Origin of the sequence: Streptomyces sp. NPDC002884 (genome assembly GCF_040295245.1) — a bacterium.
Lineage (GTDB): Bacteria > Actinomycetota > Actinomycetes > Streptomycetales > Streptomycetaceae > Streptomyces.
The window spans coordinates 249348-261367 of the sequence record NZ_JBEOVB010000012.1; the positions used below are offsets into that span (position 1 = coordinate 249348).

Here is a 12020-nt window from a genome sequence, read left to right on the forward strand (position 1 = left end):
CGCCGGTGCAGGAAGGATGAGGATCGGGGAGGCGCGGCGGACCGTTCAGACCGGGGAGACGCTGTCCTCGGCGAACTCCTCCCAGGACAGCGGAGCCAACTGCCATGTGCCTGTGGCGGCGTTGGCCGTGGCTGCCTTGCCCGTGGCTGTGGTGCCCGCGGCTGTGGTGCCCGTGGCTGCCTTGCCCGTGCCGGCGCCCGGGCCGCGGATCCTCAGCCGGGGCCGGGTGTTCAGTCCTCTGCGCAGCGCGCTGAGTTCGAAGAGCGGGGTGAGCCCGCCGTCGAGGGCGACCGCTTCGGCGGCGAGGGCGGAACCGGCCGACGTGCCGATGCCGGCGCCGACGGACGCGACGGGCAGCGACATCGGGGCCAGGTCGACGGACGCCTGGAACTCGACGCGCGTACCCCCGCTGCTGGACACCAGGATCACCGCGGGGCCGGTCCTGACCAGCTTCGTCACGACGACGTGATCACGGCGCCAGACGCCGGCCTTGTGCAGGTCGGCGATGCCTCGCTGCAGTGCCAGGTGGTCGCCGACCACCTCCTCCGTGCAGCCGACCGCACGCAGATACGTGGCGTGCGCGTCGCGGAAGGTCACGGTGACCGTCAACTGCGGTGCGAGTCCGAGGACTTCGGGGGTGCCCACCTCGCCGCTGACGGCGACGTCGACATCCCCGGCGGAGGAGTAGCTGTGGGCGATGGGAGCCCCCGGACCGACCGTCTCGAAGGCGACGCCGAGCTCCGCGAGCGAGGTCGTCCGGTGGAACCGCCGTCCGCGCAGTACTCCGACGTCTCCTAGCGCCACCGGGCTGTTGGGCATCCAGACGGCGAAATAGCCGAGCCCGTCGTAGATCTCTTTCGTGTACCGCTCGTGGATGGCTGTCGTCATCACGCCCCCGCCCTCGCCCAGCCGATGAATCATCGTAACCTTCCGGTCACATGCCGTCACCGATCTTTGCGAAGGTCGCCCGCTCTCGCCGCCTCGACTCGACCGAGCCGGCACAGCGGAACCCGCTCGGGGTCACGGCGCGGGAGCGGGCAGGGCTCACCTGCCGGGGTGTCGCCCGGGCTCCGCGTCAGGACAGGGCGAGAACGCAGAACTCGTGGCCCTCCGGGTCGGTCAGGCACGTCCACGGGACGTCGCCCTGGCCGAGGTCGAGGTCGGTGGCGCCGAGGGCCCGCAGCCGGTCCACCTCCGCCGACCTGTCGTCACCGGGGTACGGCAGCAGGTCGAGATGGACGCGGTCCGGCACGGTCTTCGCGCCGGGCGTGCGGAGGAGCTCGAGATACGGGCCGACACCCCTGGCGGAACGCAGGACCGCATGATCGTCGGTCACCTCGTGCAGGGTCCAGTCCATCGCCTCACCCCAGAACCGGGCCATGGCCCGCGGATCCTCGCAGTCGACCACCACCGCGGCGATCGGCCCGGTGTCCCGGTAGACCTCCCGAGGCTCCAGCACACAGAACTCGTTGCCCTCCGGGTCGGCGAGGACGGTCCACGGCACTTCTCCCTGGCCCACGTGGGCGGGCGTCGCACCGACGGCCTGGAGGCGCGCGACCAACTCCGCCTGGTGGGCCGCCGAGGTGGTGGCGAGATCGAGGTGGATACGGTTCTTCGTCGTTGTCTTGGGTTCCGGGACGGGAACGACGTCGACGCAGACGGCGACGGGGTCCGGCCAGACGAGGCCACCGGCGGGTCCGACGTAGGTGGTCACGCCGGGGCTGTAGGCACTCCAGCCGAGGGCCTCCGCCCAGAACCGGCCGACCGCCGAGGCGTCGAGAGCCTTGATGTTCACCTGAACAGGTCGGAGCGCCATGCGGCCGATCCTATGCGCCCGCTCTGTCGACGACCTGCGGAGCGGGAGGAGAGACGAGAACCGGCGGACCGGCCTGCGGCATCCGGCGCCCGGCGCCCGGCGCCCGCACCCTCGGCGCCGGGGGCCCGCGAGGGTGGAGGACGGGGAAACCGTGCGGCACCGGATCGGCCCTCGGAGCGCGGCACGTTCGCGGCTCGGCGTCCGCCCGGGTCGAGGCCTCGTGCCGCGCTCCGAGGGCCGATCGGCTCAGGCCCGGCGCGCCTCGGCCGTGCGGGAGGCCGTCGGTGGAGGATCGGTGGGTGGCGGCCTCGGGACGGGCCGCCCGGCACCGCCCCACCGTGTGAAGAGGTCCGGTCATGAAACCGTTCGACGATCCGCTGCTCCAGGCCCTTGCCGACCGGGCACGGGAACTCATCGAGGGCGACGCTCTCGACACCACGCCGACCACGACATGAGCGCCGCCGCGCGCGGGGACGTGCCGGGTGACGGCCGCTACGGCGAGGCCGTCTTCCGTCCCGAGCAGGCCGGCGAGGGCGAGCGCATCGACTTCGGCGCCCTCGCCTACGACGACATCACCATGACGCGGCTGCGGGCTCTCGGGGTCGGCCCGGGATGGCACTGCGTCGACGTGGGTGCCGGCACGGGCACGGTCTCCCGCAGGCTCCTGGAGGAGGCCGGGGTGGCGAGCGTGCTCGCGGTGGACCGCGACGTACGTTTCCTCGGCGCGCGGCCCGTGCCGGGGCTCGACGTGCTGGAGGCCGACATCAGCGCGCCGGACGCCGTCCCCGGCCGGTTCCCGCTCGTCCACGCCCGCTTCGTGCTGATGCACCTGGCCGAGCACGACCGCCTGATCACCGAGCTGGCCGGACTCGTCGCGCCCGGCGGTGTGCTGGTGCTCAGCGACGCGATCGACCTCACGAGCGACCGGGCGCCCGACACGCCGTACAGCGCGGTGATGCGGGCGATGTGGAAAGGGCTGCGGGCCACCATCGGCACCGACGTCTCCTGGGTGCCGTCGTACCCGCAGCTGTTGCGTGGGGCGGGGCTCGACTCCGTCGCCGCCGAGATCCATGTGCCGCCGCTGCTGCCGGACAGTCCCATCAGCCGCTTCTGGGCGGACACATGGCAGCGGAGCCGCGCGGCGATGCTCGCCACCGGCCTGGTCGACGACGCGGCCGTCGACGAGGCGGTCCGGTACCTGGACTCCGACGAATGCGCCGCGCTGTCGGCCGGCATGCTCACCGTCTGGGGGTGGAAACCCGAGGAGGGCCCGCGATGACACCCGCCCCCGGCCCCTCACTTCGCGGCGTGACCGTGGCGCCGCCCCCGTCGGTCCACGACCGGCTCACCGGGTCAGAGGGTGAGCAGTTCCTCGTAGAAGCCGCCGAAGCCGTGTTCGCGGTCGACGAGGTGGATCTCGAGGATCCAGTGACAGTGACGGCCGGCCTTGTCGGTGCGCCGCAGAGGGGTGTCGTTGGCCGGGGTGATGTACGACTCCGTGTCCGCGCCGTCGATCCACTCGTGCGGGAACTCCCCCACCAGGTGCCCGGCGTGCCAGCCGCCCAGCTCCCACCCGTGACCGGCGGCCAGCCGCTCGACCTCGGCGTACAGCGCCTTCCCGGTGATGTCCGGGTCGCTCTCGAAGAACCGCTTGCCCGCGGCGAAGACCTTCGGCAGGTCGTCCCGCAGCCGTCGCTTCACCGGATCGTCCCCCAGGACGAAGGTGCGGCCGAAGTCGGCCTCGTACTCCTCGAAGATCGGCCCGAAGTCGGCGAAGACGATGTCGTCCGCGCCGATCACGCGGTCCGGAGGGTTCTCCTTGTACGGCGCCAGCGTGTTCGGTCCGGAGCGCACGATCCGCTTGTGCCAGTGCCGGGTGGTGCCGAAGAGTTCGTTCGCCAGGTCGCGGACGCGGTCGCTGACCGCCCGCTCCCCCTGGCCGGGTGTCACCAGTCCGCGCTTCCCGATCTCCGTGAAGAGCCGTTCGGCCTTCGCCTGGGCGTCCAGCAGTCGTGCCGCGCGTGTGGTCTCGTCGTCCGCCATGGAGCCGACCGTAGGAGCAGGGATCGATCTCCGGCAACCGGAAATCCCGCGACGAAGAGCAGCTGCACGTCGACGCGCGCGCCACCCGGAATCGGGCACCGCGTCGGCGTGGCAGGCGACCTGCTCGGCGGTCCGGTCAGGAGGCGGTCAGGCGGGTTGCCACAGCTCGACCCGATTGCCCTCGGGGTCGGTGACCCAGCCGAACCGACCGACACCCTCCATGTCCTGCGTCTCTTCGGCCACGTCCGCTCCCTTGGCGCGCAGTTGCGCGAGCATCGCGTCCAGGTCGCGGACCCGGAAGTTGAGCATGGTTCGCTGGGCGCGGGACCCGAAGTAGTCGGTCTCGGACTCGAACGTCGCGAACACCGTCGGCCCGGCTCCCTGACGCCACAGGCCGTGCTCATCGGCGTCCAGGCCCAGGCAGTCGCGATACCAGGCGTTCAGGGCCGACGGATCGGCAGCCCGCATGAAGTACCCACCGATTCCCACCACACGTTCCATGCCGTCATCTTGCCAGGACGGCGATCGGGCGGGCCTGCACCACTCCCGCGGCGCGCTCGTGCTGCTGCCCTGATGCCCGAACGCCGCGATCCCCCCGCCTTCCGCGCCCTCGGGCCACACCCGCCCCTGGGGCGCGGATCAGCTCCGTACGGGGGAAATCGGCGCGAAGCGCCCACCCGGCGGCGAGCTTGCTGCGCAAGGTGGCACTCCGGATCGGGGAGGGAACGTGAGGATGTTCGGCCGTAGCTCGGCGCCACCCGCATGGTGCGCGTGGATGACGTCCCGGCAGTGGGGTCGGTTCAGGAAATGCATCAGGGAGGCACTTGCCCGGCACCACAGCCCACAGGAGTTCGACGAGGCGGCGGGCATCGCGTGGCTGGTCGTCGACGAGAACGTGGCGAGAGCACTCGGACCCGCCCGGGTGGACCTCCGTCCGTTGGCCGAACTGGCCCGGAACAAGCCGGAGTTCAGCTGGCCCAAGCTGTTCGCGGACGAGCTGTTGGTGGCCGGACTCACCGACTTCTGCGACCGGCGGGAAGCAGAGGCCGAACAGATCCGGCAAAAACTCCTCGGAGAGGGAACGGCCGGGCTCCGCCGCCGCCTGGCTCCCAGGGTCGGGCGGCGCACGGCCACGGCGAAGAAGGACCAGATGGTGGAACGGCATCTCGGCGCCGGCCTCGTCGCACAACTCGCCATGGTCGTACGGGACGAGGAGGGACGCGCGGAGCTGGACTGGCCACGGATCAAGGTGGCCGACCTCGCCCGTCTCTCCGTGGACACGACGGAGTTGTGGGCCATGGGGCTGCACAACCTGCGGGGGTGCCGGTACCGGATGCGCGGTGAGCAGCCCATCACGGTGCTGACCGGAGGCACGGATGTGTCGGCGCAGCTTCTGCGCCTGCCCGAAGTGGCCGAGGACCCCCTGCGCTTCGGCGCGGTGGTGATGATCCCGCTGCCGAACGTGCTGTGTTTCCACGTCGTCCGGGACGCCGACGCCGTGGTGGTCATGGAGACGATGCGGGAGCGCATCCCGGCCATGCTGCGCCAGAGCGGCGCGACGAGCGACTCGCTCGACGAGACCCTGTACTGGTGGCACGACGACAGGGCGGAGGAGATCACGCTCGACGTCTCGCCGGGCGCCGGTGGTCCGACGGAACTGACGTTGGCGTCCTCGCAACCCTTCTCCGCGATGCTGACGAGGATGCTCGACGGCTTCGAGCCGCCCGAGGACTGCTGACCTGCCCCCACGCACACGCACGCACGCGCGCACGCGCGCACGCGGCGGAGGATCGGACAGGGCCCGTCCGCGCCGCGTCACACCGACGGCACCGGGCCCGTGCCGGAGCGGGGTTACGCCCCCTTCCGGAACAGTCGGCCGAGCGCACGCCCGGTGCCGTCCTCCCAGGTCGCCCCCTCCGCCAGCACCCCCGCCGCCACCGCCAGCTCCCGGCGGCGCAGGTCCACGACGGACTCCACGAGATCGGCGTACTCGGTGATCGCGGTCCGCCCGTCCCACCACGCCGACGCCCCCACCACGAGGCCCACCGCGGCGGCGGGCCACCACACGGGCGCCAGCAGCAGATAGCCGCCCGCCCAGGCGGCCTGGATCACCCTGGTGTCGAACAGGCCCCGGGCTGCCGCGACTTCACCGCGCTCCGCATCCGTCAGCACCAGCCACAGCCGGGGCCACGCCGATACCAGATCGACGCCGTACTCGTGCCGCACCCGGGTCTCGACCGCGGCGACCCGGTCGCCCATGTGGGTCGGGCGGGACGGCCTGGCGAGTGCGATGCCGTTGCGCGTGGCGGCCCACCGGGCCAACTCGCGTTCCTCCTCAGGGGTCCGGCCGTCCTCCCCGATGTTCCGCAGCGCGACGAACTCCCGGTGCGCCCGCTCCCAGTCGGCCTCCCTGGCGGCGGTGCGGCGGCGCTCCAGCGGACGTGCCCAGCCGGGCCAGCGACCGGTCCAGCAGGCCTCCACCGGCGGGGCGGCGGCGCGCACCGCCAACCCGGCGGCGAGCGAGGCGAGGGCCACACCCACCGCGGCACCGATCTGGGAGACGACCGGCGCGGCCCCGAGCACGGCCGCCCACCGCTGGAGGCCGGCCAGCACCACCCGGGCGTCCAACGCGTCGGCCTGCCCCGCCAGAACCGCGACGGCCGCCGTGGCGATGTACAGCAGACCGGGCAGTGCCAGCCTCGACATCCAGCTGTCGAGCAGGCGTTTGCCCAGCTCGCCCAGGAGTCCGTTCACGGCAGGTCGTCCGGTTCGAGAGGCCGGTCGTGCACCGCGCAACGGGGGATGCGGCCGCCCGGCGCGCGCTCCTCCGTCCGGGCGCACAGGCCCGCCGGACAGACGTACCTCTCCGTGCAGCCGCGGCCGCCCCGAAGGCCCGCGACGCCGGCCCCGGGGCCGCGATGTTCACCGTCGTCCGGCGAGATCCCGAGCCCGGAGAGCAGCGGGCCGACCGGCTGCCCTTCCCGTACGGCTGCGAGCACGGCGTCCAACTCGGCGGCCGGGCCCGGTTCCTGGCCCATCGCTCTGCGCAGCCGGGGCAGCCCGGCACAGAAGTCGGCGAGGTGAGGGTCGGTTCGGGACAGCACGGGGCGAGGCCTCCCGGCAGTGGTCGAGGTGTCGTCTGCCGTCATGATAATTACGCACAGTGCGAACACGGTGACGTGGAGTCCCGAACGGGGCAGCCGAAAGGATGAGTTGTGGTCCAGGAGCAGCTGATCACCGCGCTGGACAGGCGCGTCAGGCGCTACCGGCTGACCCGGAACCCGACGGTGCTGTTGTGTGCGCAGGCGGCCCACGAGTCCTGGAACCTGCTGGAGGCCCTGCACGCGCCGCCCGGCGGCCCGGTCCCTCCGGGGGAGGCCGACACGGTGTACGCGCTGACGCTTCGTGGGTGGGAGGTGCTGGGTCGGTGCAGTTGGTACCAGTACCGGATCGGCACCGGCTCCCCCGAGGAGAACCAACGTCTCCTTCGCTTGGCCGAGACCGCGTTCGGGGCGGTCCACCGGGTGAAACCCCGCGCCGTTCCGGCCCGGCTGCGCGAGGAGTTCGCCCGCAGGGAGCGGGCCGCGCGGCGGACCATGACCGCTTTCGGGGAGGAGGTCGCACGGCTGGGGGACGCGCTGCCGTCGCTGGACGGGAACCTCGGCGGTCTGCGCCCGTTCCGCGAGCGCTTCGAGGCACTGCTGGCCGAGCTGCCCGACGCGCATCCGCGGGGCCTGGAGATCATCGTCGGGGCCGGCCGGCTGCGCATTTTGGAGGCGGTGGCTGCCGAGGACGTGGCCGAGGTCCGGCGTGCGGTGAGCCTGCTGCGGGAGTCCGTGGCCAGGCGCATGGCGGACAGCTCCGTCGCGGGCCTCTCCGCGGAGGTCATGGCGCTGCTGACCGAGAGCGATCACGGACATTTCCAGCTGGTGGGCACCTATCTGACCTGGTGTTACGAACGGTCGGGAGACATGGCCGAGCTGGACGACGCGATCGCGGCACTCACCCGTGCCATGGACCACGCGAAGACCCTGCCCGAAGGCTTCGGCCACCTCATCGACGCCGCGCAGAGGTGTCTGGTCCCCGCCCTGAAGCTGCGGGCCGAGGGAGTCGGGGATGTCGCGGCCGCGGAAGCCGCGGTGCTGCTGGCCCGGCTGTGCCGGGCCAGGGTTCCCGAGGGCGGCGCGCAGTGGTCGGAGCGCACCGTTGCACTCGCCGGCGCGCTCCAGGTGCAGCACACCCTCACCGGGGAGTGCGGCCCGGCCGCCGAGGCGCTGGACCTGCACCGCAGGGCGGTCGATGCGGCCGCCGCACCCGGCGAACTCTCCTCCTGCCTCCAGGCACTCGCCCTGTCGCTGTCGCTGCGCTACGACCGGGAGTTGCGCGCCGACGATCTCGCGGAGTCGGTCGACGTCCAGCGCCGCGCCCTCCACCTGGCGGAGGGCGCGTCGGTGCGCCGCGAGAGGTCGGCCAACCTGGCCCGTCTCCTGATGATCCATCACCGGGCGGTCGGGCTGCCGGAAGCGCGGGACGAGGCCGTCCGGATCCTGCGCTCCGTCCTGACCTGCCCCGATGACACGGTCACCTACCGCATCGGCCTCCTGCGTCTGCTGGGCGACACCCTGCGCACGGTGGCGCACGACGGGCACGACCGCGGGGCGCTGGAGGAGGCGGAGGAGGCCTGGCGCACCGCACTGGAGCTGCGCACGGGCACCCCCGCACTCCGGGCCGGGCTCTCCGTCGGCCTGGCCCGCTGTCTGCGCAGCAGGCACGAACTGTTCGGTGACAGCGCCGCGTTGGACGAGGCCGTGGCGGTGCTCACCGATGCGGCGGACGTATCGTCGTCCGGGGCCGAGGAGCTCAGGACGGTGCGATTCCTGGCCGAGACGGCCGAGGCCGCGGGGTACTGGGGCCAGGCGGCAGCGGCCTACGGGCGTGCCGTCGATCTGCTCCCCCGGCTCCTCTCTCCGCACCGCCCGCTCGCCGATCAACGGCAAGTACTCCGCGGACAGGGTGACTTGGTGGAGTCGGCGGTGGCGGCGACGCTGGAGGCGGGCCGTCCCGGCGATGCCCTGCTGATCCTGGAGCGCGGACGCGGCCTGCTCGCGGCCCACCGGCTGAGCCACCCGGAGGAACGGGCGGGACCACGTGCCGACCGCCCCGGACCGGACGGTGAACTGCAACGGCTGACCTCCCTGCTGGACGATCCGGACCCGGATCCCGATCCCGATCCCGCGCGGCGCCGGTCCGCGGACGCCCACCGGGATGCCATGCTGCGCCGCATCAGGGCGCTCCCCGGCTTCGAGGGTTTCCTCTACGGGACCGGAGCGCGGGATCTGCTCCCGGTGGCCGAACAGGGACCGATCATCTCGGTCAACGTCTCCCCGCGACGCTCGGACGCCCTGATCCTCACTCCGGGTGGCGTACTGACCCTGCGACTCCCCGGCCTCACCGGCCACGAACTGGCCGCCCGGACCGAGAAGTTCCCCATCGACGTCGTCGCGGCGGAGACCGGCTCACCCGCCGAACGCTTCACCGCGCAGGCAGGGGTGCGCGACACGCTCGGCTGGCTCTGGGACGTCCTGGCCGCCCCCGTTCTGGACTGCCTCGGCCACACGGCCCCGCCGTCCGACGACGCGGACGACGCCGCGTGGCCCCGCGTGTGGTGGGCCCTCACCGGACCGCTGGCCACGCTCCCCGTGCACGCGGCGGGCGATCACGAGCGGGCGGTGAGCGTCCTGGACCGGGCTGTCTCCTCGTACGTCCCGAGCATCCGTGCCCTCCGCCACGCCCGCACCAGACCCTCCGTACCCCCTGCCCGAAGGCGCGGCCTGGTGGTGGAGGTCTCGGAGGCGCCCGGCTACGGAAGGCTGACCCGGACGCGCGAGGAACGCGCCCACTTCGCCCGTCGGGTGCGCTCGACGGACCTGTTGTCCGGCGCGGGGGCCACCTTCGAAGCCGTCACCCGGAAACTGCCCGACGTCCACTGGGCGCATTTCGCCTGCCACGGCACCGCCGACCCCCGCAACCCGTCCACCAGCCACCTGCTCCTGCACGACCGGCCGCTCCTGGTCTCCGACATCTTCCGGATGCGCCTGGAGCACGCCGAACTCGCCTACCTCTCGGCCTGCTCGACGGCCGCGTCCGGCTCCGCGGCACACAACGAGACGATGGACATCGCCTCCTCGCTGATGGTGGCGGGTTTCCAGCACGTCGTCGCGACCCGTTGGCCGGTCGGCGACCACCGGGCGGCCGAGGTGGCGGCCGCGTTCTACACCCACCTGGCCGACGCGCCCGCCCTGGCCCTGCACCGCACGACACGCACGATGCGGGACGCGACCCCGAGGCTCCCGACGAAGTGGGCCGCCTACGTGCACACCGGCATCTGAAGACCGTTCCTCGCGTCCGTCCGACGGGAACACGGGCGCCCGATGCGGCAGACACGGCCGGGGCGTCGATCCACGAGGCCCGGCCGGTCGGAACGAGGCCTGACGGTAGCGTGATCGACATGACCGCTGAGGGTGGGGCGACAGACGGCCAGGCGACGGACGGCGAAGCACTGGTCGGCGGCACGATGAACGCGGGCGCGGTCTTCCGTCACGGTGCCCTGGTGGATCGCCCGGCACCGCGCACCGCGCGCGCCCTCCATGCCCATCTCGTCGCGCTCGCGGAACACGGTTTCGACGCCGCTCCGACCCCGCTCCGTCTCACTGCGGACGGCCGCGAGCAGCTGACCTACATCCCCGGCGATGTCGCCCTCCCGCCGTTCCCGCACTGGGTGATGACGGAGACCGCGCTCAGGTCGGTGGGAAGTCTGCTGCGGCGTCTGCACGATGCCGGCGCGGCCATCGCCGTCGACGCCGACGCGCAGTGGCCGCGGGCCCTGGGTGACCCGGAGGGAGGAACGATGCTGTGCCACAACGACGTGTGTCCGGAGAACGTCGTCTTCCGCGACGGCCGTGCCGCGGCTCTGATCGATTTCGACCTGGCGGCCCCGGGCCGACCGGTGTGGGACGTCGCGATGACCGCCCGCTACTGGGTCCCGATGCTCGATCCCGCCTCCGCGGCAGCCCTCCACCCCGTCGGGCTGGATGTCCTGACGCGCCTGCGGGCCCTCGCCGACAGCTACGGCCTCTCCCCGCAGGAGCGTGCCGAACTGCCCGAAGTCGTCGAGCAGGCCACCGCCGTCTGCCGGACCTTCGTCGCCGACCGCGTGGCCGACGGTGATCCCGTCTTCGTCCAGGCCCTGTCCGAGCGCGGTGGCTGGCACCGTTGGGACCGCGTCCAGGAGTGGCTGGTGACGCACCGTGAGATGTTCAGGGCCGCCCTGCTGGACTGACCCGCTCGGGTACGTCCGTCAGCAGCAGGCACCGGGCCCGGATCCGGGCCTGCGACATGGGTCCCGGACCACCGAGACCCGAGTGCCAGGGGCCTGCGCGTCCGGCGGCCGGACATCGTTCGACGGGCGGCCCGGAAGGTGCTCGACGGCGCGAAAGGGCGGCGTGCGCCGACGTGTTGTCGGGGTACGCCGCCCTCGGGCGGAACACGGTGCGGGAGGCGGCCCGCGCTGGCACGGCGGCTACTTCGGGTCGCTGTTGAACTTCGCGGCCGACCAGAAGCAGCCGAGTACGGCGAGGCCCAGGCACCAGGCGACGGCGATCCATCCGTTGTGGCCGATCTCGCTGCCGAGGAGGAGTCCGCGCAGGGTCTCGATGGCCGGGGTGAAGGGCTGGTACTCGGCGATGGGCTGGAACCAGCCCGGCATCGCGTCGACCGGGACGAACGCGCTGGAGATGAGCGGCAGGAAGATCAACGGCATGGCGTTGTTGCTGGCCGCCTCGGGGTTCGGGCTGGACAGGCCCATGCCGACGGCGATCCAGGTGAGCGCCAGCGCGAACAGGGTGAGCAGCCCGAACGCGGCGATCCATTCGAGGACCGTGGCATCGGTGGACCGGAAGCCGATGGCCACGGCGACGACACCGACGAGGGCCACGCTCATCACGCACTGGATCACGCCGCCGACGACATGTCCGAAGAGCACGGATCCGCGGTGGATCGCCATCGTCCGGAAGCGGGCGATGATGCCCTCGGTCATGTCCATGGAGACGGAGACCGCGGTGCCGATCGTGGTGGAGCCGATGGTCATCAGCAGCAGGCCCGG

Annotated in this window: 11 protein-coding genes; 4 read left to right on the top strand and 7 right to left on the bottom strand. The window is 72.5% G+C overall.

Translation table 11 applies throughout. The features are described from left to right. Positions 1-45: 45 nt before the first annotated feature. Together ABT070_RS24795 and ABT070_RS24800 are read right to left on the bottom strand one after the other, a co-directional pair. Entirely contained in the window at positions 46-888 is an 843-nt protein-coding gene (locus ABT070_RS24795) for a hypothetical protein (RefSeq protein WP_351764034.1), read from the bottom strand. Between the two features lie 187 nt (positions 889-1075). After that, positions 1076-1816: a VOC family protein gene (locus ABT070_RS24800; RefSeq protein ID WP_351764035.1), complete on the bottom strand. Its 741-nt coding sequence runs from the start codon at positions 1814-1816 to the stop codon at positions 1076-1078. A 451-nt stretch (positions 1817-2267) separates the two neighbouring features. Here ABT070_RS24800 and ABT070_RS24805 point away from each other — a divergent pair, with 451 nt between their 5' ends. After that, positions 2268-3095 carry a class I SAM-dependent methyltransferase gene (locus tag ABT070_RS24805; protein ID WP_351764036.1) on the top strand — a complete coding sequence of 276 codons (828 nt, stop codon included), beginning with the start codon at positions 2268-2270 and terminating at the stop codon, positions 3093-3095. Positions 3096-3169: 74 nt separating this feature from the next. On the opposite strand, the gene ABT070_RS24810 is transcribed toward ABT070_RS24805, so the two are convergent. Further along, a complete protein-coding gene (locus ABT070_RS24810; RefSeq protein WP_351764037.1) occupies positions 3170-3859 on the bottom strand; it encodes a M24 family metallopeptidase in 690 nt (229 codons plus the stop codon). A gap of 147 nt (positions 3860-4006) precedes the next feature. Continuing rightward, complete coding sequence (locus tag ABT070_RS24815; protein WP_351764038.1) at positions 4007-4360, bottom strand: VOC family protein; 354 nt, start codon at positions 4358-4360, stop codon at positions 4007-4009. Between the two features lie 274 nt (positions 4361-4634). Between ABT070_RS24815 and ABT070_RS24820 the strand changes: the two genes are divergently transcribed. Then, on the top strand, positions 4635-5597 hold the full coding sequence (locus tag ABT070_RS24820) for a hypothetical protein (RefSeq protein ID WP_351764039.1): 963 nt from the start codon (positions 4635-4637) through the stop codon (positions 5595-5597). A 113-nt stretch (positions 5598-5710) separates the two neighbouring features. Here ABT070_RS24820 and ABT070_RS24825 read toward each other — a convergent pair whose 3' ends face one another. Then, entirely contained in the window at positions 5711-6613 is a 903-nt protein-coding gene (locus ABT070_RS24825; protein ID WP_351764040.1) for a hypothetical protein, read from the bottom strand. Then, positions 6610-6963, bottom strand: a complete 354-nt coding sequence (locus tag ABT070_RS24830; RefSeq protein WP_351764041.1) for a hypothetical protein — start codon at positions 6961-6963, stop codon at positions 6610-6612. Before ABT070_RS24830 ends, ABT070_RS24825 begins: the two co-directional genes overlap by 4 nt. A 111-nt stretch (positions 6964-7074) precedes the next feature. On the opposite strand from ABT070_RS24830, the gene ABT070_RS24835 reads away from it, so the two are divergent. Both ABT070_RS24835 and ABT070_RS24840 read left to right on the top strand, forming a co-directional pair. Beyond that, a complete protein-coding gene (locus tag ABT070_RS24835; RefSeq protein WP_351764042.1) occupies positions 7075-10248 on the top strand; it encodes a CHAT domain-containing protein in 3174 nt (1057 codons plus the stop codon). A gap of 119 nt (positions 10249-10367) precedes the next feature. Beyond that, positions 10368-11198 carry a phosphotransferase gene (locus tag ABT070_RS24840; RefSeq protein ID WP_351764043.1) on the top strand — a complete coding sequence of 277 codons (831 nt, stop codon included), beginning with the start codon at positions 10368-10370 and terminating at the stop codon, positions 11196-11198. 240 nt (positions 11199-11438) lie between these two features. Here ABT070_RS24840 and ABT070_RS24845 read toward each other — a convergent pair. Then, positions 11439-12020: ABC transporter permease (locus ABT070_RS24845; protein WP_351764044.1), on the bottom strand; the 582-nt coding region annotated here is incomplete at its 5' end.

Excerpts from the sequence above, each read along its gene's own strand:
- ABT070_RS24795 (WP_351764034.1), bottom strand. The coding sequence starts at position 888 with ATGACGACAGCCATCCACGAGCGGTACACGAAAGAGATCTACGACGGG.
- ABT070_RS24800 (WP_351764035.1), bottom strand. The coding sequence starts at position 1,816 with ATGGCGCTCCGACCTGTTCAGGTGAACATCAAGGCTCTCGACGCCTCG.
- ABT070_RS24805 (WP_351764036.1), top strand. The coding sequence starts at position 2,268 with ATGAGCGCCGCCGCGCGCGGGGACGTGCCGGGTGACGGCCGCTACGGC.
- ABT070_RS24810 (WP_351764037.1), bottom strand. The coding sequence starts at position 3,859 with ATGGCGGACGACGAGACCACACGCGCGGCACGACTGCTGGACGCCCAG.
- ABT070_RS24815 (WP_351764038.1), bottom strand. The coding sequence starts at position 4,360 with ATGGAACGTGTGGTGGGAATCGGTGGGTACTTCATGCGGGCTGCCGAT.
- ABT070_RS24820 (WP_351764039.1), top strand. The coding sequence starts at position 4,635 with ATGACGTCCCGGCAGTGGGGTCGGTTCAGGAAATGCATCAGGGAGGCA.
- ABT070_RS24840 (WP_351764043.1), top strand. The coding sequence starts at position 10,368 with ATGACCGCTGAGGGTGGGGCGACAGACGGCCAGGCGACGGACGGCGAA.